This window comes from Methylobacterium sp. 2A, assembly GCF_009806555.1.
Taxonomy (GTDB): domain Bacteria; phylum Pseudomonadota; class Alphaproteobacteria; order Rhizobiales; family Beijerinckiaceae; genus Methylobacterium.
In genome coordinates, this window is sequence record NZ_VUOK01000012.1 from 1 (window position 1) to 23648 (window position 23648).

Sequence of the window (23648 nt, forward strand, 5' to 3'; positions counted from 1 at the left end):
GATCAGGACGACGGCCTGCGGATCGCTCGCGGCGGCGTGGATCGCGGCGACCGCCACGGCGGCGGCGGAGTCGCGGCCCTGCGGCTCGAGCAGGATGTCGGCGGTGAGCCCGAGCTGGTCGCGCTGCTCGGCGACGATGAAGCGGGCCTCGGCCGAGGCGATCACCGTGGGCCTGGCGAAGACACCCGCGTCCGCGACCCGCTCCAGGCTGGCCTGGAAGGTCGAGACTTTCGCGTCCACCAGCTTGGCGAACTGCTTCGGCATGCTCTCGCGCGAGGCCGGCCACAGGCGCGTTCCCGTCCCCCCGCACAGGATCATCGGATAAATCGGGGCAGATGATCGGGACATGCGGCGTCTCCCGCGGCGGGTTGCGGTCGTGGCGTGATCGCGCGGCCCGGTCTAGGCCGCAAGGATGCGGAATGCCGGCGCCCACGGTTTTCGAGACTTGCCCTTAACGGCGCGATGGGGCCGGAACAACCGGCGCGGATTATCCGCACCCGTCTGGGCTGGCTGAGCGCAGCCGGATCGTTATCTCTGGTCCTGCAATGCATTCACCCGCCAAGACCCCTTCGACACCCAATGACGCGGCGCAGGGTCCGCGACGGATCCCGTCGGTCGAGCGCCTCGTCGGGGGCGCATCTTCGGAGGATCTCGCCGCCTACGGCCGCACGGCGTTCACCGGAGCGATCCGGGCCGTGCTCGCCGGCCTGCGCACCGAGGGTGGCCTCGTGCCGGACGATGGTGCGATTCGGGCGGAGGCCGCCCGAAGGCTCGCGGCCGAGCGAAGCCCCTCCCTGCGGCCGGTGTTCAATCTGACGGGCACGGTGCTGCACACCAATCTGGGGCGCGCCCTGCTGCCCCGCTCGGCCGCCGAGGCGGTGACCGCCGTGATGGTGCAGGCCAGCAACCTGGAATTCGACCTCGCGACCGGCGCCCGCGGCGAGCGGGACGATCATGTCGAGGCCCTGATCTGCCGCCTGACCGGCGCCGAGGCCGCCGTGGTCGTCAACAACAATGCGGCGGCCGTCCTGCTGGTGCTGAACGCGCTCGCCATGCGCAAGGAGGTCGTGGTCTCCCGCGGGGAGCTCGTGGAGATCGGCGGCTCGTTCCGGGTGCCGGACGTGATGGTGCGGGCCGGCTGCCGGCTGCGCGAGGTCGGCACCACCAACCGCACCCATCTGCGCGACTACGCGGAGGCGATCGGCCCGCGCACCGGCCTCGTGATGAAGGTGCATCCGAGCAATTACGCCATCGCGGGCTTCACGGCTGCCGCCGAGCCTGAGGCCCTGCACGCCCTCTGCCGGGAGCGCGGCGTGCCGCTGGCGGACGACCTCGGCAGCGGCAGCCTCCTCGATCTCGCCGCCTACGGCCTGCCGCCCGAGCCCACCGTCCGGGCCGCCCTGGAGCGGGCCGATATCGTCACCTTCAGCGGCGACAAGCTGCTCGGCGCGGTCCAGTGCGGCATCGTGGCGGGCCGCAAGGATCTGATCGCCCGCGTGCGCAAGAACCCGCTGAAGCGGGCGCTGCGGGTCGACAAGATGACCTACGCGGCCCTCGAAGCGGTGCTGCGGCTCTACCTGCACCCCGAGCGGCTGGCGGAGGAACTGCCGACCCTGCGGCTGCTCACCCGGGACCGGGCGGCGATCGCCGCGCAGGCGGCGCGCCTCGCCCCCGCCGTGGCGGAACGCCTCGCCGGCTGGGCGACCGTTTCGGTGGCGGATTGCATCAGCCAGATCGGATCCGGCGCCCTGCCGGTGGAGACCCTGCCCAGCGCCGCGCTGGTGCTGACCCCGGACGCGGAGGGCGGACCGTCGCGCCGCGGCGCGGGGGGGCGGTGCAAGCGCCTCGCCGAGCGCCTGCGCGCGCTGCCGGTCCCCGTGATCGGCCGGATCAGCGACGACGTGATTCTTTTGGATCTACGTACGCTGGAGGACGAGGCCGGCCTCCTCGATAGTCTGGCCTCGGTGGCGCTGCCATCATCCTGAGCTCACGGGCTTGTTGAGAGACAGAGATCCCTATGTGAAGCTCATGTGCCGGCTTCATGTCTTGTGGTATAATGACAACCCCGCGGTCGCGGTCGAGAGGTGCGGTGCCCGGACCGCGATAGGCGAACGATATGGTGCAGAGTGCCGACATGGCGGAGGTTGAGCGCGAGACCGATCCGCTCCTCCTCGACAATCAGCTTTGCTACGCGCTCTACGCGGCCGCGCATCGGATGACGAAATCCTACCGGCCGCTGCTGGAACGCCTCGGGCTGACCTATCCGCAATACCTCGTGCTGCTCGTGCTGTGGGAGCAGGACGGCGTCACGGTGTCGGAGATCGGCCGGCGGCTGCGTCTCGATTCCGGCACGCTGACGCCGGTGCTGAAGCGCCTGGAGAGCGCGGGCTTCCTGTTGCGCACCCGCCGCCAGTCGGACGAGCGTGAGGTCGAGATCGCGCTGACGCCGGAGGGCGCGGCTTTGCGCGCCGATGCGGTCTCGGTCCGTGAGGCCGTGATGTGCCAGCTCGAACTCAGCGAGCCGGAGATCCGGGCCCTGCGCAAGGATCTGAGCCTCGTGATCGAGCGGCTGAGTGTAGGCGAGTGAGAGCGCAGCCTTGATCGGATGAGCCGCTTCGCGGTCCTCACCGCCGCAGGCGGTTGCCCAGGACGAAGCCGTAAAGGCCCATCAGGATGATGCCGACCGCGCCCTCGATGCCGACCAGCAGGTTGGTGACCCGGCCGGTCGGCTTGAGGCCGATCTCCGGCGGGTTCGCGGTCATCATGTTGAGGGCACTGTAGCTCAGGAGATCGAGCGGGTTGTAGGTCGGCCCCGCCTCCGGTCCCTCCAGGATGATCAGGCCGCCCGTCAGGCCGTAGAGACCGCCGAACACGACGATCAGCAGCGCGAAGGCCCGGGCGATGCGCGACAGGCTCTCGCCGTAATCACACAACCACTCGACGAAGCGGTCCGCGCTCCAGCGGTAGCCGTGCCGCAGCGCGCCCGCCCAGTCCCGTGCGCCCCAGGCTGCACGGGCCTGCTGGCCGGCGTGGAAGCGCCCCATTCGGCGGCCGCGCTTGTAGGCCCAGCTCGCCGCGTCGTGGCTGCCGATGCTCTTCCAGTTCTGCTCCAGGGCGAGGTAGCTCGCCTGCGCGGCCTCGAAGGCGCCCGCCACCTCCTCGCCGACCGCGCCGCCGAGCTGCTCGACACTCATCCGCGTCCCATTGAGCCACGCCCCCGAAAAGCGGGCATGCCGCAACCGGCAGGTGGCGAGATTCAGGCGCACGAGGTCGGTGTCGGACAGGTCGGCGCCCGAGAGGTCCGCCCCGTCGAGCTTCGCCCCCGAAAAGTTCGCCCCCCGCAGGCGCGAGCCCGCGAGCGTCGCCTTCGCGAGGCTGGCGCCGGCAAAATCCGCATGGGTCAGGTTGGCGTCGGCGAGCTTGGCCTCGTCGAGCCGCGCGTCGCGGAACACCGTGTCGTCGGCGTCCGCCCCGGTGAAATCCGCACCCCACAGGTCGGCGCCCGCGAAATCCGTCCCGTCGAGGAGCGCGCCGGACAGGTCGGCGAAGCGCATCGCGGCCTGCCCGAAGCGGGCATCCTCCAGCATGGCGCCCGCAAACCGAACCTGACCCGCCACGATGCCGGAAAAATCGGCCCCCGACAGGTCCGCGTCGGACAGGTCGGCCGCCTCCAGGATCGCGCCGGTGAAGCGGGTCGAGCGCCCGACCACGCCCACGAGATTGGCTCGCCGCAGGTTCGCCGCGGAAAGGTCGGCCTCCTCCATGCGGGCCCGGGACAGGTCGGCCTCCGCGAGGGGCAGGCCGCCCGATTCGGGATCCGCCCCCCTGCTCGCGTCGAAGTTCTCCGCCGCGAGGGCGTCCCGGGAGGCGCGCAGGTGCGACAGGTCGCACCCGGCCTCCCGCACGGGCGAGCCCCCGGCGATCCGGTCGAGGAAGGCGCGCAGCTGCGCGTCCGGTGGCGTCGCCTGATCCATGGCGGTTCCTTGCCGGATAGAGCGACCGCGCGCCAGACGCCTCGGTTCCCTCAGGCCAGGCGCGTCGACGCGGTCACCCGCACCGTGATCGCCTTGGCGGCCGGCGTCTTGGCCTGCTCGTCATGGTGCCAGAGCGGCAGCAGGACGTTCAGTTCCGGATAGTAGCCGCCGCAATTTCCTTCGGGAATATCGTAGGCGATCACCCGGAGGCCGCTCACGCGCCGCGTCACCTGATCGCCCGCCTCCGTCTCCACGTCGACGCCGCCGCCATCCTTCAGCCCAAGCCGCGCGATGTCCTGGCGGTTCATGAACAGCACGGCGCGGGTGCCCTTCACGCCGCGGAAGCGGTCGTCGTATCCGTAGACCGTGGTGTTGAACTGGTCGTTCGACCGCAGCGTGATCAGGTCGAGGACATCGGGGCCGCGCGCCGGCAGGTCCGGATCGGACTCAAGGCCCGCCAGCACCGCGAAGTTGGCCCGGCCGGTTTCCGTCTCCCATTTCCGGTCGCGGGCGCCCAGCGGCTTGATCAGGCCCCCGGGCTGGAACATCCGTCCGTTCAGGTCGTGGAACACCTTCGGGTAGGTCGCCTCGATGGCCTCGCGCACGCGGCCGTAATCGGCGACCCAGGCATCCCAGTCGATCCGCGGGTTCACCGGCAGGGTCGCCTTGGCGATCTCCGCGACGATCCAGGGCTCGGAGCGCACCTGCGGCCCGACCGGGTCCGACGTTCCCCGGGAGCCGTGGAACTGCGCGGTGGAACTCTCCATCGAGACCGCCTGCGGCCCGCTCGCCTGCCGGTCGATCTCGATCCGGCCGAGGCAGGGCAGGATGTAGGACACCGCCCCGGGTACGAGGTGCGAGCGGTTGAGCTTGGTCGAGATCTGCACGGTCAGGCGCTGCGTCCGCCACGCCGGCTCCATCCGGCCGGTATCGGGAATCGCCCGCAAGAAATTGCCGCCGAGCCCGATGAAGGCCTTCACGCTGCCGTCGAGGATGCCCTCGCAGGCCTCGACCGTGTTCAGGCCCTTCTCGCGCGGCGGCTCGAAATCGTAGAGTTCCTTGAGCTTGTCGAGGGGCGCCAGTTCCGGCTTCTCGGTGATGCCGACGGTGCGCTGGCCCTGCACGTTCGAGTGCCCGCGCACCGGACAGATCCCGGCGCCGGGCTTGCCGATATTGCCGCGCAGGAGCAGCAGGTTGACCAGCATCCGCACGGTCTCGGTGCCCTTGCGGTGCTGGGTCAGGCCCATTCCGTAGATGCCGATCACGGCCTTGGAACGCGCGTAGACCGCGGCGGCCGCCTCCAGCCCCTGCCGCCGCAGCCCGGAGCGCCGCTCCAGCGCGGCCCAGTCCTGGCCGTCGCAGAAGCGCACGAACGCGTCGAAGCCATGGGTGTGCTCGGCGATGAAGGCGTGGTCGAGCACCCGGGGCTTGCCCGCCGCCTCCGCCTCCCGGTCCATCGCCAGCAGCGCCTTGCACAGGCCGGTGAGCGCCGCGAGATCGCCGCCGGCCTTGACCTGATGGTACTGGGTCGAGATCCGGGTGGAGGAACGTGTCAGCATCTCCACCGGTGATTGCGGATCGGTGAAGCGCTCCAGGCCGCGCTCGCGCAGCGGGTTGAAAGTGATGATCTGCGCCCCCCGGCGCCGTGCCTCCTGAAGCGGGTGCAGCATCCGGGGTGAATTCGAGCCGACATTCTGGCCGAAGAACAGGATCAGGTCGGTGGTCTCGAAATCCTCCAGCAGGACAGTCCCCACCGGCGCGCCGATCGATTGCGGCAGCGCCACCGAGGTCGGCTCGTGGCACATGTTGGAGGAATCCGGCAGGTTGTTGTTGCCGTAGAGCCGCGCCAGCAGCGCGTACATGTAGCTGGTCTCCAGCGAGGCCCGGCCGGAGGTGTAGAACACCACCGACTTGGGATCCGCCGCGCGCAGGGCCATCAGCTCCCGGCCGATCTCGGCCATGGCCTCGCCCCAGGCGACCGGCCGGTAGCGGTCGGTCTCGGGATCGTAGCGCAGGGGATGGGTGAGCCGGCCCTGCTCCTCCAGGGCGTAGTCGCTCCAGCCGAGCAGCTCGGTCACGGTGTGGGCGGCGAAGAAGTCCGGGGTGGCGCGGCGGCGGGTCTGCTCCCACGCGGTCGCCTTGGCGCCGTTCTCGCAATACTCGAAGGCCAGCGGCTTGGCGGGCTTCGCCCAGGCGCAGGACGTGCACATGTAGCCGTCCGGCTTGTTCTGCTTGAGCAGCAGCGCCGAACCGGTGATCGGCACGCCCTCCCGGGTCAGGATCTCGACCAGCGACCGGGCCGAACCCCAGCCCCCCGCCGGGCCGTCATAGGGCTCGATCCGCACCGCACCGGTCTCCTGCTCGGCCATCCCGTCCTCCCGTCCGGTACCCCAGTGACCGGATGGGATGAACGCGCGAGGGCCGAGTCGGATCACGGGCGCGTCACTGCGGCTGCCGGCCCGGCCCGAATCGCCGCGCGGCGCCGGTCAGGAGACGGCGGCGAGCTTGTCGGCCATGGTCTGGTCCTTGTCCCGGCGGGTCGAGAAGATCAGCGTGAAGAAGGTCCGCTGGACGCCCATCTCGGCGAGCTTCGCCTCGCACCGCTCCGCCAGCGCGCAGATCTCCGACAGCTCCCCCTCGATGTTGGTGCCGTTGGGATGCATCGTGGCGGTCAGCCCGCTCGCCTCGATGATCGCCTTGACCTCGCGGACGTAGGGCGAAACGGACGGGCCGACGCCCATCGGCACGATGCACAGGTCGGCGGAGACTTTCATGGTGGTTCTTCCCCGGTGAATGGTGGGCGCGCCGCAACGCGCCCTGCGGACGGAACGCGCGATACGGCGGGCGGTGCACTGCGCCTGATCCGGACTCAGGCCAGATGCGGCACACCTCCGCCCAGCCCGCCGCCCGCGCGTGCCCCGACCCGCCGCGGATCAGAGCTTGCTGATCAGGAGCCCGAGGCCCAAGCCGACGAGGCCGGCGACGACGAGCGAGGCGTGGGGCCACGCGACCGACTTCTGGTGGCCTTCCCACGCGTAATGGCGCCCCTGATCGTAGGCATCCTCGGCCTGTTCCGAGACCGTGTCGGCGGCGTGACGGACGGCATCCTTGGCCTGGCCGTAGAGGTTCTCGGCGGCGCCCTGCGCCTCGCTCAAGCGCCCCTCGAGTGAATCACGGTCCGAGCCGGCGAGGTCGCCGACCGCGCCCTGCACCTTCCCGCCGAGTTCCCGTGCGGCCCCCGTGATCCTGTCCGTGTCGACCATGACGTCCTCCAATGATGTCGTCCCGAACCCGGAACGGTCCGCGCCGGCTACCCCAGATAGGTTTGGGTCCTGCAATTACGACGCGCGGCGCCGCGGTGCCGAGGGCACCAAGGCGGATCGGCCGGGATGCCCGTACCGCGTGTTCCGGCGCCCGGCATCCTTAACCCTGCCGTACGGATGCGGATCACGCGCGCGGCCGGAACCTGCGGCGTCGGCGCGCGTAGCGCTGTCGGCCGTTGCCGCGGCCGCGCTTGCAGGAGGACACCATGGAGGTGATCCACGACGATCCCCCCATGCCGCAGGAGATCGCGGCGGGCTTCTACCCCGACTTCGAGGAACGCTGGCGTTGGGCCGAAATCGCCGGCCGCCTCGTCATGCTGGCCTTCGTCCTCGTCTGCGCCCTGGGCTTCCTCGGGCACGGGCCGTTCAGCGAGCGCACCCTCGCCAACGCGGATCACTCGATCAGCATCCGCTACGAACCGATCGTGCGCTTCGGGGCACCCACGATCATCCGCTTCGACACACGGGTGCCGCCGGACGGCGACAGGGTCGCGGTCACCATCGCCAAGGATCTGGTCGACCAGTTCGGCCTCGAGAGCATTACGCCCCGGCCGGCGACCTGGGAGATCGCCGGCGGCAACATCCGCCTCGTCTTTCCGGTCCAGGCCGGGGAGAGCCATGCCCTGATCCGGTTCACCGGATCGCCCGCCTTCCGGGCCGGGATCACCCTGACCGCTCGCCTCGATGCCGGCGAAACCCTGACCTGGTCGCAATACGCGGTGCCCTGACATGAACACCGTCCTGAAGGCCGCGGCCGCCTATCTGATCGTCCTGTTCGTGATCCGGCTTATCGGGCGGCGCACGGCCAGCCAGCAGGCGCCTATCGACATGGTGGTGCTGTTCCTGTTCGGCGGCATGAGCGTCAGCGCCATCCTGGGCGATGACCACTCCTTCACAGGCGCGATGAGTGCCCTGTTCACCGTCGGACTGATGCATGTCTCGGTGTCGTGGCTGAAGCTGCGCTTCGTGTGGTTCGAGCGCATCGTCGACGGCACCCCCATCGTCGTCTACCGCGACGGGGACTGGGACGAGACCAACATGCGGCGCCTGCGCATGCAGCAGGCCGACGTGCGCACCGCCGCGCGTCAGCAGGGGCTCGACGATCTGGGGAAGGTCGCGGTCGCCATCGTGGAACGCGACGGCAAGGTCTCCGTCATCGAGAAGGCGTGAGGGCACCCGGCGCCGCGCCGGCCAGAATGCCGGGATGGAGCGGGTGAAGGGAATCGAACCCTCGTATTCAGCTTGGAAGGCTGCTGCTCTACCATTGAGCTACACCCGCGCGGGCGGAGCGTTAGCACGCCGGCCCGCGCGTGAGAAGGTGGTTCAGTCGAGGCCCAGCGCGGCCCGGGCCTCGGCGGGGGTGGCAACCCGCCGGCCATGCCGGGCGATGGCCTCTGCGGCGAGCCCGACCAGTTCGGCGTTGCTCGCCGCAAGCCGGTCCTTCGTCACCCGGATGTTGTCCTCCAGGCCGGTGCGCACCGCGTCCGCGCCGCGGGCGAGCGCCCAGTCCATCACAACCGCTTGGTTTCGGCCGATCCCGGCGGCCGTCCAGGTCGCCTCCGGCAGGATCCGCCGCGTCTCGGCGAGCAGGATGTCGAGCAGGTGCGCCTCGGCCGGCATCGCGTTCTGCACGCCCATCACGAACTGCACGTGCGGGCGCGGGTCGATCAGGCCCGCCTCCACGAGACGCTTGGCTCCGTGCAGGTGCGACAGGTCGAAGATCTCGATCTCGGGGCGGACGCCATACTGTTTCATCTGGCTCGCGAGGTCGGTCACGAGGCTCGCGGAATTCTCGTAGACGATCGTCGGGAAGTTCACCGAGCCGGTGGACAGGGAGGCCATGTCGGGCCGGTGCTTCAGCGACAGACCGCGTGCGGCCGGATCGCGCCCGCGGCCTCCGGTCGAGAACTGCACGATCATGCCGGGGCAGTGCTTGCGCAGGCCCTCCTGCACGGCGGCGAATTTGTCCGGATCGGAGGAGGGCGACTCGTCGTCGTTGCGCACGTGGATGTGGCAGAGCGTGGCGCCGGCTTCGAAGGCCTGATGGGTCGACTCGATCTGCTCGGCCACCGTGACCGGGACGGCCGGGTTGTCCTTCTTGCGCGGCACCGAGCCCGTGATCGCCACCGCGATCACCACGGGTGTGTCGCTCCGGGATGCTGCCATCCGTCTTCCTCCCTGTTCCATCCCCTCGCGCGCTCCGGGATAGCGCTGGGGAACCAGGACCAGAACCGCCCGGTGCGCCTAGCGGGTCCTTATGCGGGACATCTCCGGCCGGATGACAGCCTGGACTTGTGTCTTGCCGGCGCTTGCCGCACCTCTTCCGGCCGCGAGGCACACGATGAACGACACAATCCTGGTCCTGAACGGGCCGAACCTGAACCTGCTCGGCAAGCGCCAGCCCGAGATCTACGGCCGCGAGACGCTGGCCGACGTCGAGGCCCTGTGCCGCGAGACCGCCGCGGGCTTCGGCCTCGCGGTCGATTGCCGCCAGAGCAACGCAGAGCACGTGCTGATCGAGGCGATTCACGCATTCCGCGTCGGCTCGGCCGGCATCGTGATCAATGCGGGCGCCTACACCCACACCTCGGTGGCGATCCTCGACGCGCTCAATACCTGCGAGGTGCCGGTGATCGAGTGCCACATCTCGAACGTCCACCGGCGCGAGGCGTTTCGCCATCATTCCTACGTCTCGCTCGCCGCCACGGCCGTGCTGGCGGGCTTCGGCACGCATGGCTACGCGCTGGCGATCCGGCACCTCGCGCATCTGCGGGCCGGCCAGACTGGGTGAAGCGCGGATAGCGCGCCGTTCAGGGTTGACGCTGGCGGAGACAGGGCGGAGGAGGGCGGTCAGGCCCTATTTCCACGCGCTCGCCCCGGCCGGACCGGTCTTCAGGCCCCGGAGAGCGCCCAAGCGGAGCGCGCACGCCGCATGTCCAGCCCCTTCCTGCCCCTCGACCGGAAAGTCATCGCCCGCGAGGCGGCCAAGATGTTTTTGGAGATCGGCGCCGTCCTCTTCTACAAGGACGAGCCGTTCAAGTTCACCTCCGGCTGGGCGAGCCCGGTCTACACCGACAGCCGGAAGATCATCTCGTTCCCGCGCCTGCGCGCGACGCTGATGGATTTCGCCACCGCCACGATCGTGCGCGAGATCGGCTACGAGAAGCTGACCCACATTGCGGGTGGCGAGACCGCCGGCATCCCCTTCGCCGCCTGGATCGCCGACCGGATGATGCTGCCGATGCAGTACATCCGGAAGAAGCCCAAGGGTTTTGGTCGCAACGCGCAGATCGAGGGCGAGATCGTCGAGGGCGCCCGGACCCTGCTGGTCGAGGATCTCGCCACCGACGGGCGCAGCAAGGTCAACTTCTGCAAGGCCCTGCGCGATTCCGGCGCCCAGGTCGATCACTGCTTCGTGCTGTTCTACTACGACATCTTCCCCGACAGCGCCGCGCTGATGCAGGAGATCGGCATCAAGCTGCACTACCTCACCACGTGGTGGGACGTGCTGGCGGTCGCCAAGGAGATGGGCACCTTCGACCCGAAGACGCTGGCCGAGGTCGAGAGCTTCCTCAACGCCCCGGCCGCATGGTCGGCGGCGCATGGCGGCATCTCCGCCTTCGGTCAGGCCTGAGAGGTTTCGCGATGGGCGTCGCCGACCTGTTCCCCGCCGAGCGCCAGGACACGAAGCCCGTCGACCGGATCACGATCCGCCGGCCGGACGACTGGCACATCCACCTGCGCGACGGCGCGATGCTGAAGGCGGTGCTGCCCTACACGGCGGCACAGTTCGCCCGGGGCATCATCATGCCGAACCTCGTGCCGCCGGTGACGACGGTCGCGGCCGCGCAAGCCTATCGCGAGCGCATCCTCGCCGCGCTGCCCGAGGGCCAGGACTTCACGCCGCTGATGACCTGCTACCTGCGGGACGACACCGATCCGGACGAGATCGAGCGGGGCTTTACGGAAAAAGTCTGGGTCGCCGCCAAGCTCTACCCGGCCGGCGCGACCACGAACTCGCATGCGGGCGTCACCGATCTCCTCGGGATCGCCCCCGTGTTGGAGCGCATGGAGCGGATCGGCATGCCGCTGCTGATCCACGGCGAGGCGACCGACCCGGAGATCGACATCTTCGACCGCGAGGCCGCCTTCATGGAGGGCAGCCTGATCCCGCTGCTCGGCCGCCATCAGGGGCTGAAGGTCACGGTGGAGCACGCCACCACGGCGGAGATCCTCGACGTGGTCCGGGAGCACCGGAGCCGGTGCGCGGCCACGATCACGCCGCACCACCTCGTGATCAACCGCACGCACATCTTCCAGGGGGGGCTGCGCCCGCACCTCTACTGCCTGCCGGTGGCCAAGCGCGAGCGGCATCGGCTGGCCCTGCGCAAGGCCGCAACCTCGGGCGAGGCCTGCTTCTATCTCGGCACCGACACCGCCCCCCATGTCCGCGGCGCCAAGGAGGCGTCCTGCGGCTGCGCCGGCGTGTTCTGCGGGCCTTCTGCGCTCCAGACCTACGTGCAGGTCTTCGACGAGGAGGGGGCGCTCGATCGGTTCGAGGCTTTCGCGTCGCTCAACGGCGCCCGCTTCCACGGGCTGGAGCCGAATGCCGGGACGGTAACGCTGGAGCGCCGGGAGAGCCGCATCGCCGAGGCCATGGCGGTGGAGGATACCGCGGTTGTGGTGTTCCGGGGGGAGGAGACGCTGCCCTGGGCGGTGGCATGACGACCTAACCAAACGGGCGCGCCGCGCAGCATCTCGTGGCTGTGCTCGATAAGACTGGCGTCCGATTTTGCATCGCCAAGCGGTCGGAGCAGACCGCCAGGGCGAAGGAGCGGTACGATGCAGGATACGCGACCGGACGGCATCACGGCCATGGGCGCCGTCGACCTCGCCGCCGCCATCCGCGGCCGGGTGGTCTCCTGCGTCGAGGTGATGCGCGCCTATCTGGAGCGGATCCATCGGCTCAACCCGCGGGTCAACGCCATCGTGGCCCTGCGGGACGACGCCGCGCTCCTGCAGGAGGCGGAGGCCGCCGATGGAGCCCTGGCGCGCGGCGAGGCTGTCGGCCCGCTGCACGGCTTCCCGCTGGCCGTGAAGGATCTCGATGCGGTCCGCGGCCTGCCCTTCACCCAGGGCTCGCCGATCTTCGCCGACCGGATCGCCGACGCGGACTCGATCATGGTGAGCCGCCTGCGCGCCGCCGGGGCGATCTTCATCGGCAAGACCAACGTTCCTGAATTCGGCCTCGGCTCGCACAGCTTCAACCAGGTCTACGGCACCACCGCCAATCCCTACGATGTGACGAAGAGCGCGGGCGGGTCGAGCGGTGGCGCCGCGGTGGCGGTGGCCCTGCGGATGCAGCCGGTCGCCGACGGCAGCGACCATGCCGGATCGTTGCGCAACCCGCCGGCCTTCAACAATTGCTACGGCCTGCGCCCGAGCTGGGGCCGGATCCCCGCCGAGGCCAAGGACGTGTTCAGCCCCGGCCTCGCCGTGCTCGGCGCGATCGGGCGGACGCCCGCCGATATCGGCCTGCTGCTGTCCGTCCAGGCGGGCTACGATCCGCGCTGCCCGAATTCCATCCGCCAGGATCCGTCCGCCTTCGCGAGCCCGCTCGCCCGGGACTTTCGCGGCACACGCATCGCGTGGCTCGGCGATTGCGGCGGCCAGATTCCGTTCGATCCCGGCGTGCTCGACGTCGGTCGCGCCGCCCTCGGCACGTTCATGGCGATCGGCTGCACCGTCGAGGAGGCGGTGCCGCGCTTCGACATGGAAGCGCTCTGGGAGGATTGGCTGGTGCTGCGGGCGCTGACCGTCGCGGCAAACCTCCGCCCCCTCTACGACGAGCCCCGCCACCGGGCGCTGCTCAAGCCGGAGGCCGCCTGGGAGGTCGAGCGGGGGCTCGCCCTCGGATCAGACCGGATCATCGCGGCGCTCGAGGGTCGCACGCGCTGGTACGAGACCCTGCGCCGCTTCATGGAGGGCTACGATTACCTCGTGATGCCGACGACCCAGGTCTTCCCCTTCGACAAGGACCTGCGTTGGCCCGAAACGGTCGGCGGCCGGGCGATGGACACCTACCATCGCTGGATGCAGACGGTGATCCCCGTGACCATGTCGGGCCTGCCGGCGCTCGACATCCCGGCCGGGTTCGGCGAGGCCGGGCTGCCCACCGGCATCCAGATCGTGGGCCGGAACCACGGCGAACTCGCCTGCCTGCAGCTCGGTGCCGCCTATGACGCGGCGAGCAACTGGGTTCGGCGATATCCGCCGCCGCTGAACTGACCGGATCCGGGCCGCCTTCGGCTTCCGCTGCCTGCGCCCGGGAAAGGGCGTGGCGCTTCGTTCTTAAGCACCACCCTTTCGCGGACAGGTGGAGCGAAGCGGAACCTGATCCGGGATTGAACGCGGACAAACGCACGCACGGATGCGTTGACCCGCCCAGCGCGCTCCGCTAAGAGGCCCGACACTCCGTGCGCCAACCCTGATCCAGTTCCGGATCATGCGGCCGCCGCGGGGCAGGTTCGGATATCCGATGACCACGGTCCTTATTGTAGCGGTAGCGTCACCGACGGGGCGGCCCTGAGCTAGGGCCGCGATCCGGGCGGTGGCGCATGCAGGGTCCCTCGGGACCCTTTTTTGTTGCCCGCGTCCGGGCGGGGCAGAGGACTGGGACGGACGGTTATCCGAGGCGAGAGGCACCTTCGGGCGAGGCGGGGACCGCCCCGCGTGACGAGGGTGCGGTGAGAGAGGACGGGGCAGGGCGGCGGTCCAGGGATCGCGGTGGCCCCGGAGAGCGCGAGGAGACGAGCATGGGCGGCGAGGTCATGACCGGGGCCGAGATGGTCATCCGGGCCTTCCAGGATCAGGGTGTCGACACGCTGTTCGGGTATCCCGGCGGCGCCGTACTTCCGATCTACGACGCGCTCTTCCACCAGAACGCCGTCAAGCACATCCTCGTCCGCCACGAGCAGGGCGCCGTTCACGCCGCGGAGGGCTATGCCCGCTCTTCGGGCAAGGTCGGCTGCGTCCTCGTCACCTCGGGCCCCGGCGCCACCAACATCGTCACCGGCCTCACCGACGCGATGCTGGATTCGATCCCGCTCGTCTGCATCACCGGCCAGGTCCCGACGCACCTGATCGGCACCGACGCGTTCCAGGAATGCGACACGGTCGGCATCACGCGCCACTGCACGAAGCACAATTACCTGGTCAAATCGATCGAGGACCTGCCGCGGATCCTGCACGAGGCGTTCTACGTCGCGGCGAACGGCCGTCCCGGTCCGGTCGTGGTCGATCTGCCCAAGGACATCCAGTTCGCCTCCGGGCTCTACGAGCAGCCGGAGATCGCGAGCCACAAGACCTACCGCCCGGCCGTCAAGGGCGATGCCGACCGGATCCGCGCGGCCGTCGAGCTGATGGCGGGCGCCCGCCGGCCGGTCTTCTACACCGGCGGCGGCGTGATCAACTCGGGTCCCGAGGCCTCGCGCCTGCTGCGCGAGCTCGTCCGCGAGACCGGCTTCCCGATCACCTCGACGCTGATGGGGCTCGGCGCCTATCCGGGCACGGACGAGAAGTTCCTGGGCATGCTCGGCATGCACGGGACCTACGAGGCCAACCTCGCGATGCACGAATGCGACGTGATGATCTGCGTCGGCGCCCGGTTCGACGACCGGATCACCGGCCGGCTCGACGCGTTCTCGCCCTTTTCCAAGAAGATCCACATCGACGTCGACGCCTCCTCGATCAACAAGGTGGTGAAGGTCGATGTCGGGATCGTCGGCGACTGCGCCTCGGTGCTGGCCGACATGCTGGAGGCGTGGCGCGCCCTGCCGTCGCGGCCTGAGAAGTCCAACCTCGATCCCTGGTTCCAGAAGATCAAGGCCTGGAAGGCGCGGGACTGCCTCGCCTACTGGCCTTCGGGCACGATCATCAAGCCGCAATACGCGGTCCAGCGCCTCTACGAGGCCTGCAAGACCCGCGAGACCTACATCACCACCGAGGTCGGGCAGCATCAGATGTGGGCGGCCCAGTACTTCAAGTACGACGAGCCGAACCGCTGGATGACCTCCGGGGGCCTCGGCACCATGGGCTACGGCCTGCCGGCGGCGATCGGCACGCAGCTCGCGCATCCGAACGGGCTCGTGATCGACATCGCCGGCGAGGCCTCGATCCTGATGAACATGCAGGAGATGTCGACGGCGGTGCAGTACCGCCTGCCGATCAAGGTGTTCATCCTGAACAACGAGTACATGGGCATGGTCCGGCAGTGGCAGGAGCTGCTGCACGGCTCGCGCTACTCGCAGAGCTACTCGGAGAGCCTGCCGGACTTCGTGAAGCTCGCGGAGGCCTACGGCGCCAAGGGCATGCGTTGCGAGAAGCCGGGCGACCTCGACGGCGCCATCGCGGAGATGCTGGCCCATGACGGCCCGGTGATCTTCGACTGCATCGTCGACAAGACCGAGAACTGCTTCCCGATGATCCCGTCGGGCAAGGCGCATAACGAGATGCTCCTGTCCGATTACCTCGGCGAGACCGGCGTCGAACTCGGAGACGTGATCTCCGAGGAAGGCAAGATGCTGGTCTGATAGGCTGACATCACAGGATCGATCGCAAGTATCCTGGTTTCAAAAGGTCTGAGACCTTTTGCGGGTGCAGGGCAGAGCCCTGCGGTCGGGGTTCACCCGATGCGTCGGGGCTCTGCCCCGACACCCCGCCGAAGGGCACGCCCTTCGGAAACCCCGACGAGGACGAAGCCGGCCATGAACGCGATGAACACCCACTATCCCGATCCCGTCCGCGTCGAGCCGGTGAACCGGCATACGCTCGCGGTGATCGTCGACAACGAGCCCGGCGTGCTCGCCCGCATCTCCGGCCTGTTCTCCGGCCGCGGCTACAACATCGAGAGCCTGACCGTCTCCGAGACCGAGGAGGCGCGCCACATCTCGCGCATCACCATCGTCACGACGGGGACCAACGCCGTGATCGAGCAGATCAAGGCGCAGCTCGACCGGCTGGTGCCGGTGCACCGGGTCGTGGACCTGACCCTCCAGGGCAACGCCATCGAGCGCGAGATCTGCCTCGTGAAGGTGAAGGGCGAGGGCGAGCACCGCAGCGAGGCCCTGCGGCTCGCCGCCGCCTTCGGCGCCAAGACGCTGGATGCCACGCTCAACTCCTTCGTGTTCGAGCTGACGGGCGCCACCGAGGAGATCGACCGGTTCGTGCGCCTGATGAGCGTGATCGGGCTGGTGGAGATCTGCCGGACAGGCATCTCCGCGATGGGGCGCGGGGCGGAGCCGCTGTAGGATCCGGCGGCCCGAATCTGCTACGATGCGCCGTCCCCGCAGGAGGCGGAGCGATGGAAGCCAAGGTCATTCGCTGGGGTGACGATCTCGCCGTGCGGCTCAGCAGCGCGGAGGCCGAGGAACTCGGCATCCGCGAGGGCGAGACGGTCGAGATCGTGTCGAAGCGTCCTCCAGAACCCGAGCCCAAGCAATGGGCCGGGCGCCGGATTGTCGACGGGCTGCCGGTCTATACCCTTGAGGAGATGGTGGCCGAAATGCGCCGTCTTGGCCCGGATTTCGAGCCGCCTACGGTGGATTGGGGGCCGGATGTCGGCTCCGAGATCATCGATGACGACGATCCCCGCTGATCCATTGCATCAGCCGGGGGACCTGATTCTCGTCGAGTTTGGTCCGGTTTGCGGCACAGAGCAGGACGGTCGCCGCCCGGCCCTGGTCATCTCGGAAGCTCTGATGAATGCGGCCACGCGCCGTGTCGTCGTCTGTCCGATCACCAGCGATGTCGAGCCCTGGCCAACCAAGGTCATGCTTCCGGTCGGTCTGCGCGTCCGCGGTGCCGTGCTGACGGATCAGGTCCGGTCCATCGATCAGCGGGCGCGTATCCTGAGACGTCTCGGTGTGGCTCCGGCTGCGGTTCTTGTCGAAGTTCGCCACCAGATCGCGAAACTGCTCGGGCTTTGATGCGGCACGTTGTATAGCGGCGGCATGACCGCCCGCACCCTCTACTACGCCCCCGGCGCCTGCTCGCTCGCCGCCCACATCATCCTGGAGGAATCCGGGCTGCCCTACGAGGGCATCAAGCTCGACCTTGCGGCGGGCGACCAGCGCCGGCCGGAATACCTGTCCATCAACGATCGCGGCCGCGTGCCGGCGCTGACCGAGGACGGCTGGGTGCTCACCGAATGCGCGGCCATCCTGCGCCACGTCGCCCGGCAGGTGCCGGAAAAGGCGCTGTGGCCCACGGATCTGCGCGGGCAGGCCGCCGCCGACGAGTGGCTCGGCTGGCTCGCCTGTAATCACCACGTGACCTACGCCCATGTCCGCCGTCCGGAGCGCTACACCGAGGACGAGAGCGCCTTCGAAGGCATCAAGGCGAAGGCGGCCAACACCTACGCCGATCTCGCCACCATGACCGAGGTGCGCCTCTCGCATGGCGGCTGGGCGGTGGGTGACCGCTACAGTGTGGTCGACGCCTACCTGATGGTCTTCTGGTTCTGGGCGAACGGTCCGGCCCTCCGGTTCGACATGGCCGGCCGCTTCCCGGCCTGGACCGCCCATGCCCGCCGCGTCGCCGACCGCCCGGCGGTGCAGGCCGTCTTCGCCCGCGAGGGACTGCCGCTCCCGCGCTGACCCGGTTCGGTCGCGGCACCCCCTTGCCGCGACCGCCAAATCGGCCTAGAGCGCGTACCGTACGGTACGGTACGCCATTCGAGATGATGCAGGCCAGCGCCACAGCCGAACAGGACGCCCCCTCGGCCCGCCAGCAGGCGGTGCTGGATGCCGTGCTCGGCCTGATGGTCGAGGATGGCGAGCAGCTGACCATGGACGCCGTCGCCCGCCGGGCGAGCTGCTCGAAGGAGACGCTCTACAAGTGGTTCGGCGACCGGGACGGGTTGCTGACCGCGACCGTGCGCTGGCAGGCCTCCCGGGTCCATGCCGGGCACGACACCGCGCAGGTGCTCGACGGCGCGACCCTGCGGGAGCGCCTGCAGGATTTCGCCGTCACGTGGCTGGAGGTCATCACCGGCCCGACCTCGGTGGCGCTGAACCGCATCGCCATCGCGCATGCGGGCTCGCGCAAGAGCAATCTCGGCGGCATCGTGCTCGCGAACGGGCGCTTCGCCATCGGCGAGCGGGTCAAACCCGTGCTGGAGGCCGGCCGCGCCGCCGGCCTTCTGAGCTTCGCCGACAGCGAGGCGGCCTTCCGCACCTTCTTCGGCCTCGTCGGCCGGGATATCCAGATCCGACTTCTGCTCGGCGAGACCCTCGACCTCGACGGGGCCGGGATCCGGCGCGATGCGGGCCGCGCCGTCGAGCAGTTCCTGACCCTCTACGGTCAGGCCAAACCCGACCCGAACCACCAAGCTTAAGAGGAGACAGACATGCGGGTGTATTACGATCGCGACGCCGACCTGAACCTGATCAAGGGCAAGAAGGTCGCCATCGTCGGCTACGGCAGCCAGGGCCACGCCCACGCGCTCAACCTGCGCGATTCCGGCGTGAAGGACATCGTCATCGCCCTGCGCGAGGGTTCCGCCACCGCCAAGAAGGCGGAGCACGAGGGCTTCAAGGTTCTCTCCGTCGCCGAGGCCGCCAAGTGGGCCGACGTGGTGATGATGCTCACCCCCGACGAGCTGCAGGGCGACATCTACCGGGAGTCCCTGGAGAAGAACATGAAGGAGGGCGCCGCGCTCCTGTTCGCCCACGGCCTCAATGTCCACTTCAACCTGATCGAGCCGCGCAAGGACCTCGACGTCCTGATGGTCGCCCCGAAGGGCCCGGGCCACACGGTGCGCTCCGAGTACCTCCGCGGCGGCGGCGTGCCGACCCTGATCGCCATCGCGCAGGACGCGAGCGGAAACGCCCACGACCTCGGCCTGTCCTACGCCTCGGCGAACGGTGGCGGCCGCGCCGGCATCATCGAGACGACCTTCAAGGAGGAGTGCGAGACCGACCTGTTCGGCGAGCAGGCCGTGCTGTGCGGCGGCCTCGTCGAGCTGATCAAGGCCGGCTTCGAGACCCTGGTCGAGGCGGGCTACGCCCCCGAGATGGCCTATTTCGAGTGCCTGCACGAGGTGAAGCTGATCGTCGACCTCATCTACGAGGGCGGCATCGCCAACATGAACTACTCGATCTCCAACACGGCCGAGTACGGCGAGTACGTCACCGGCCCGCGCATCGTCACGCCCGAGACCAAGGCCGAGATGAAGCGCGTGCTCAACGACATCCAGTCGGGCACCTTCACCCGCAACTGGATGCTGGAGAACAAGGTCAACCAGACCTCGTTCAAGGCGACCCGCGCCAAGCTCGCCGCCCACCCGATCGAGGAGGTCGGCGCCAAGCTGCGCGGCATGATGCCGTGGATCTCCGAGAAGGCACTGGTCGACAAGACCCGCAACTGATCTCTCGCGGTTCACACGGCCGTCATGGCCGGAGGCCGGTCACGCGAAGGCGTGGCCGGCCTTTCGCGTTCTGGATTGCTCCGCCGAAGGTTTCCCGGCCATAAGCAGAAGAGCGGTCCCGTCCATATGAGGACCGGCACGGGAGGAAAATGCATGGCATCGCTCTATTCCGACGCGCACCGGGCGCTGCAGGAGGAGTTCGGCACCACCAAGCTCGCCGTGCGCCTCGACGAGGGCTGGGTCCATGAGAGCATCCAGCCGGAGGAGGGGGCCTTCATCGGCTCCCGCGACATGTTCTTCCTCTCGACCGTCGATCCCGACGGCATGCCGACCGTCTCCTATAAGGGCGGCCCCACGGGCTTCGTGAAGGTCCTCGACGCCGGCACCCTCGTGTTCCCGGGCTTTGACGGCAACGGCATGTTCTACTCGATGGGTAACATCGCGGGGCAGGCCAAGGTCGGGCTGCTGTTCATCGACTTCGAGACCCCCCACCGGATCCGCGTGCAGGGCCACGCGACGCTGCTGCGCGACGACGCCCTGATGGCCGAATACACCGAGGCCAAGTACCTCGTGAAGGTTGCGGTCACCAAGATCTGGGTGAACTGCCCGCGCTACATCCATAAGTACAAGAAGCTTGAGCAGAACAAGTACGTGCCGCGGCCCGGCCGTGAGACCCCGCTCGCCGCCTGGAAGCGCCTCGATCTGGCGAGCGACGTGATCAGCGATGCCGACAAGGCCCGGGTCGCCCAGGAAGGTAAACTGGAGGTCTCCGAGTACGAGACGCTGGTCGCCCGCGGTGAGGCCTGATGTCTTGTTGCCGGCCGCTCCGGCGAGGCAAGGCGGCCGGCGACCAAGCACAGCGCTGGAAAAACGCGATTCTCCCCCAGTGAATCCGGATGCAATAAATATTCGGCGCAACTGATATGGATATATTTGATCTATTGCGTTATATCCAGGTCAATTAAAGATTTCTTGACGATTTGATGGGGCGTCGTTTAGAGTTGGTCCGGGTGTTGTTGCTCAAATTCAACCTGGACAATAGGACATATGTTTTCGCTGCCGCTCCGTGTTGCCGTCATCTGCAGCATCCTGATCGCTGCGGTCTTCGCGGGCGAGACGACTTTCCTCACCCGTCGGATCAGCGCTTCCTTCGAGGAGCAGACCGCCAAGATACAGTCGGAGACGCTGTCGAACGAGGCGCGTGAGGTCCGGCTTCGCCTTGCCGTGGCGGCCAAGACTGCCGAAAGCATCGCGGCCTCCGCGTCGGCCCTGCGCGCCGGCGGCCTTCAGGACCGTGAGGTCTACGATGCGATGCTGCGCGAGCTCCTGCGTACCAATCCCAACCTGATCGCGACCTGGACGGGATGGGAGCCGAACGCCCTTGACGGGCGCGACAGCGCGTTCGCCGGCACGGCCTCCTCGGATGCGAGCGGCCGTTTCATGCCCTATTGGAATCGCGGCAGCGGCACGATCAAGCGCGAGGTTCTCACCGGCTACGAGGCCGAACCCGACGGGGCCTATTACATCCAGCCGAAGACGCTGAACCGCTTGGTGGCGATCGAACCCTACATCTATCCGGTGGCCGGGAAAGACGTCGTCATGATGTCCTTCGGCGCGCCGATCACCGTGGACGGCACGTATCGCGGCACCGCCGGCGTCGACATCGATCTCGGATCCCTGAATGCGGACCTTGGCGCGGTGAAGCCGTTCGGGACCGGCTATCTGGCCGTGGTCTCGGCGAGCGGAACGACCGTCGCGCATCCGAAAGCCGCGGCGGCCGGAAAGCCGATGCAGGATTTCGACACCTCGACCGCCGCTGCCGCCAGGCAGGCGATCGCGGCGGGGACCGTGGTGGTGACCGACGCGCCGGGCCCGGACGGGGCGCTGTGGCGATACATGGCGCAGCATATCCAGGCGGGCGAGGCCCCCGACCGCTGGGCCATCGTGGTCGCGGTGCCGGTGGCGACGCTCACGGCCGCCGCCGATCAGGAGCGCGGGATGCTGATCGGCACCGCGGTTCTCTGCGTCCTGATCGGATGCGCGGTCGTCTTCGCTGCGCTGAGCCGCCTCGTCGGAAAGCCGATCCGCGCGCTCGGCAGCACCATCGGCGACATGGCCGCGGGCAATTACGGGGCGGACGTGCCCGAGGCGCGGCGCCGCGACGAGGTCGGGTTGGTCGGGCGGGCCGTCCTGAAGCTGCGCGACGGCCTGCGGGCGCAGGCGGAGGCCGATGCGCAGGCAAGGGAGGCAGCCCAGGCGACTGCCGAGCAGGAGCGTAAGCGGGTGACGGCGGATCTGGCAAGCACGTTCGAGCAGGCGGTCGGCGGCATCGTCGAGACGGTCACGCGTGCGGCCACCGAGCTGCAGGCCACGGCCAAGGCGCTGGCTGCCACGGCGTCGGAGACCGCCGGTCAGTCGACCACGGTGGCGGCCGGGGCCGAGGAGGCCGCTTCGAACGTCCGGGCCGCGGCCTCGGCGGCCGAGGAGCTCGGCAGCTCCGTGCAGGAGATCGGGCGTCAGGTCCAGGGATCCGCGCAACTCGCGCGGGCCGCGGCCGACGAGGCCGGGCGCACGGTGCGGCTGGTGGAGGATCTGAGCGGGGCCGTGATGAAGATCGGGGACGTGGTGGCGCTGATCAGCGGCATCGCGGGCCAGACCAACCTGCTGGCCCTCAACGCCACGATCGAGGCGGCCCGCGCCGGCGAGGCCGGACGAGGCTTCGCGGTCGTGGCCGCCGAGGTGAAGGCGCTGGCCGAACAGACCGCGCGGGCCACCGAGGAGATCGCGGGCCAGATAGCCCGCGTGCAGGCCTCGACCGGGCAGGCGGCCTCGGCGATCGGCAGCATCACGACGCGCGTCGACGAGATCAGCGGCGTGGCCACGACGATCGCGGCCGCGGTCGAGCAGCAGGGCGCGGCGACCCAGGAGATCGTCCGCAACGTGACCCAGGCTGCCGTCGGCACGGGCGAAGTGACGAAGAACATCGCCCGCGTGGCCGAGGCCGCCGACATGACCGGCTCGGCCGCCGGCCAGGTGCTGGATTCGTCGACGAACCTGTCGCAGCAATCCGAGCACCTCCGGGCGGAGGTCGGGCGCTTCCTCGGGACGGTGCGGTCTGCCTGAGGCCCGGCGGGCGCTACGGGGCCTTCCGGGCGACGATGAACATCCGCGGGAAGGCCAGCAGGCGGCGTCCGTCGCTGCGGGCCGGATAGGCCGCGTCGATCGCGCGCCCATAGGCGGCCAGGAAAGCCGCTTTGCCGTCGGCGTCGAGCGGGTCGAGGAAGGGCCGGAGTCCGGTGGCGCTCACCCATTCGACGATGGCAGCCGCGTCCGCCATCGGGTGATGATAGGCGGTGCGCCAGACATCGACCGCAGCGGCGTGCGGCGCCAGAAGGTCGTAATAGGCGGCGGGTTCCAGCATCCGCCCGAGGCGGCCGGCGACCGCCGGATCCCCGATCGCTGCCGCCCAGGGGCCGGACGCCGCCACCTCGCGCATCAGGCGGTGTGTGGGCTCGGCGAGGTTGTCGGGCATCTGCACGGCGAGCACGCCGCCCGGGGCGAGGAGGCCGAACAGCCGCGGCAGCAGGCTCGCATGGTCCGGCAGCCATTGCAGCACGGCGTTGGCGTAGATCAGGTCCGGCGCCCGTTCGGGCGTCCAGGCGGCCGCATCGGCCAGCCCGAAGGTGAGGCCCGGAAGCCGGGCGCGGGCGCTCTCCAGCATGGCGGGCGAGGTGTCGAGGCCGATCACCGCCGCGTCGGGGTAGCGTGCCGCGATCAGCGCCGTGGAATTGCCCGGTCCGCAGCCGAGATCGACGGCCAGCCGGGGCGCGGCGAGGGGCACGCGGGCGAGGAGCTCGGCGGCCGGGCGGGTCCGCTCGTCCTCGAAGCGGGTGTAGAGGGCGGGGTTCCAGTCGGCCATGGCAA

Annotated in this window: 24 protein-coding genes and 1 tRNA gene; 17 read left to right on the plus strand and 8 right to left on the minus strand. The window is 69.2% G+C overall.

The window, feature by feature from the left end:
* Positions 1–348, minus strand: a 348-nt coding sequence (locus tag FVE89_RS05990; protein WP_246730516.1) for a sugar phosphate nucleotidyltransferase, incomplete at its 3' end; no start/stop codon positions are given.
* A 197-nt stretch (positions 349–545) separates the two neighbouring features.
* Between FVE89_RS05990 and selA the strand changes: the two genes are divergently transcribed.
* On the plus strand, positions 546–1985 hold the full coding sequence (selA, locus tag FVE89_RS05995) for an L-seryl-tRNA(Sec) selenium transferase (protein WP_160533129.1): 1440 nt from the start codon (positions 546–548) through the stop codon (positions 1983–1985).
* 131 nt (positions 1986–2116) lie between these two features.
* Positions 2117–2587, plus strand: coding sequence for a MarR family transcriptional regulator (locus tag FVE89_RS06000; RefSeq protein ID WP_160533130.1), 471 nt, complete (start codon positions 2117–2119; stop codon positions 2585–2587).
* Positions 2588–2624: 37 nt separating this feature from the next.
* On the opposite strand, the gene FVE89_RS06005 is transcribed toward FVE89_RS06000, so the two are convergent.
* The 4 genes from FVE89_RS06005 to FVE89_RS06020 all read right to left on the minus strand — a co-directional run bounded on the left by FVE89_RS06005 (position 2625) and on the right by FVE89_RS06020 (position 7237).
* Positions 2625–3974, minus strand: a complete 1350-nt coding sequence (locus FVE89_RS06005; protein WP_160533131.1) for a pentapeptide repeat-containing protein — start codon at positions 3972–3974, stop codon at positions 2625–2627.
* A 50-nt stretch (positions 3975–4024) separates the two neighbouring features.
* A complete protein-coding gene (locus tag FVE89_RS06010; protein WP_160533132.1) occupies positions 4025–6343 on the minus strand; it encodes an FdhF/YdeP family oxidoreductase in 2319 nt (772 codons plus the stop codon).
* Positions 6344–6460: 117 nt separating this feature from the next.
* Positions 6461–6748: an MTH1187 family thiamine-binding protein gene (locus FVE89_RS06015; protein ID WP_160533133.1), complete on the minus strand. Its 288-nt coding sequence runs from the start codon at positions 6746–6748 to the stop codon at positions 6461–6463.
* Positions 6749–6907: 159 nt separating this feature from the next.
* Positions 6908–7237, minus strand: a complete 330-nt coding sequence (locus FVE89_RS06020) for a CsbD family protein (protein WP_160533134.1) — start codon at positions 7235–7237, stop codon at positions 6908–6910.
* A gap of 266 nt (positions 7238–7503) precedes the next feature.
* On the opposite strand from FVE89_RS06020, the gene FVE89_RS06025 reads away from it, so the two are divergent.
* Positions 7504–8025, plus strand: coding sequence for a hypothetical protein (locus FVE89_RS06025; RefSeq protein WP_160533135.1), 522 nt, complete (start codon positions 7504–7506; stop codon positions 8023–8025).
* 1 nt (position 8026) lies between these two features.
* A complete protein-coding gene (locus FVE89_RS06030) occupies positions 8027–8467 on the plus strand; it encodes a YetF domain-containing protein (RefSeq protein ID WP_160533136.1) in 441 nt (146 codons plus the stop codon).
* A gap of 35 nt (positions 8468–8502) precedes the next feature.
* Here the strand turns inward: FVE89_RS06030 and FVE89_RS06035 are convergent.
* Both FVE89_RS06035 and FVE89_RS06040 read right to left on the minus strand, forming a co-directional pair.
* Positions 8503–8576, minus strand: a tRNA-Gly gene (locus tag FVE89_RS06035).
* Between the two features lie 44 nt (positions 8577–8620).
* Positions 8621–9463, minus strand: coding sequence for a 3-keto-5-aminohexanoate cleavage protein (locus tag FVE89_RS06040; RefSeq protein ID WP_160533137.1), 843 nt, complete (start codon positions 9461–9463; stop codon positions 8621–8623).
* Positions 9464–9638: 175 nt separating this feature from the next.
* On the opposite strand from FVE89_RS06040, the gene aroQ reads away from it, so the two are divergent.
* The 13 genes from aroQ (at position 9639) to FVE89_RS06105 (ending at position 22847) form a co-directional block, all read left to right on the plus strand.
* Positions 9639–10088 carry a type II 3-dehydroquinate dehydratase gene (aroQ, locus tag FVE89_RS06045; RefSeq protein ID WP_160533138.1) on the plus strand — a complete coding sequence of 150 codons (450 nt, stop codon included), beginning with the start codon at positions 9639–9641 and terminating at the stop codon, positions 10086–10088.
* A 141-nt stretch (positions 10089–10229) separates the two neighbouring features.
* Positions 10230–10931 (plus strand): orotate phosphoribosyltransferase, encoded by a 702-nt coding sequence (locus FVE89_RS06050; protein ID WP_160533139.1) that lies wholly within the window; start codon positions 10230–10232, stop codon positions 10929–10931.
* An 11-nt stretch (positions 10932–10942) separates the two neighbouring features.
* Positions 10943–12022, plus strand: a complete 1080-nt coding sequence (pyrC, locus tag FVE89_RS06055) for a dihydroorotase (protein WP_160533140.1) — start codon at positions 10943–10945, stop codon at positions 12020–12022.
* 117 nt (positions 12023–12139) lie between these two features.
* Positions 12140–13585 carry an amidase gene (locus FVE89_RS06060; RefSeq protein WP_160533141.1) on the plus strand — a complete coding sequence of 482 codons (1446 nt, stop codon included), beginning with the start codon at positions 12140–12142 and terminating at the stop codon, positions 13583–13585.
* A 527-nt stretch (positions 13586–14112) separates the two neighbouring features.
* On the plus strand, positions 14113–15888 hold the full coding sequence (locus FVE89_RS06065) for an acetolactate synthase 3 large subunit (RefSeq protein ID WP_160533142.1): 1776 nt from the start codon (positions 14113–14115) through the stop codon (positions 15886–15888).
* A gap of 174 nt (positions 15889–16062) precedes the next feature.
* Positions 16063–16605: an acetolactate synthase small subunit gene (gene ilvN, locus FVE89_RS06070; RefSeq protein ID WP_160533143.1), complete on the plus strand. Its 543-nt coding sequence runs from the start codon at positions 16063–16065 to the stop codon at positions 16603–16605.
* A 53-nt stretch (positions 16606–16658) separates the two neighbouring features.
* Entirely contained in the window at positions 16659–16952 is a 294-nt protein-coding gene (locus tag FVE89_RS06075; protein ID WP_160533144.1) for a MazF family transcriptional regulator, read from the plus strand.
* Positions 16933–17283: a type II toxin-antitoxin system PemK/MazF family toxin gene (locus FVE89_RS06080; RefSeq protein ID WP_160533145.1), complete on the plus strand. Its 351-nt coding sequence runs from the start codon at positions 16933–16935 to the stop codon at positions 17281–17283. The genes FVE89_RS06075 and FVE89_RS06080 overlap by 20 nt, the downstream gene beginning before the upstream one ends.
* 24 nt (positions 17284–17307) lie before the next feature.
* On the plus strand, positions 17308–17952 hold the full coding sequence (locus FVE89_RS06085; RefSeq protein ID WP_160533146.1) for a glutathione S-transferase N-terminal domain-containing protein: 645 nt from the start codon (positions 17308–17310) through the stop codon (positions 17950–17952).
* An 83-nt stretch (positions 17953–18035) separates the two neighbouring features.
* Entirely contained in the window at positions 18036–18692 is a 657-nt protein-coding gene (locus FVE89_RS06090) for a TetR/AcrR family transcriptional regulator C-terminal domain-containing protein (RefSeq protein ID WP_160533147.1), read from the plus strand.
* 12 nt (positions 18693–18704) lie between these two features.
* Positions 18705–19724: a ketol-acid reductoisomerase gene (gene ilvC, locus FVE89_RS06095; RefSeq protein WP_160533148.1), complete on the plus strand. Its 1020-nt coding sequence runs from the start codon at positions 18705–18707 to the stop codon at positions 19722–19724.
* Positions 19725–19877: 153 nt separating this feature from the next.
* Complete coding sequence (locus FVE89_RS06100) at positions 19878–20531, plus strand: pyridoxamine 5'-phosphate oxidase family protein (protein ID WP_160533149.1); 654 nt, start codon at positions 19878–19880, stop codon at positions 20529–20531.
* 240 nt (positions 20532–20771) lie between these two features.
* Positions 20772–22847 (plus strand): methyl-accepting chemotaxis protein, encoded by a 2076-nt coding sequence (locus tag FVE89_RS06105; protein ID WP_160533150.1) that lies wholly within the window; start codon positions 20772–20774, stop codon positions 22845–22847.
* Positions 22848–22860: 13 nt separating this feature from the next.
* Here the strand turns inward: FVE89_RS06105 and tam are convergent, their stop codons facing one another.
* Positions 22861–23643 carry a trans-aconitate 2-methyltransferase gene (tam, locus tag FVE89_RS06110; RefSeq protein ID WP_160533151.1) on the minus strand — a complete coding sequence of 261 codons (783 nt, stop codon included), beginning with the start codon at positions 23641–23643 and terminating at the stop codon, positions 22861–22863.
* Positions 23644–23648: the final 5 nt, after the last annotated feature.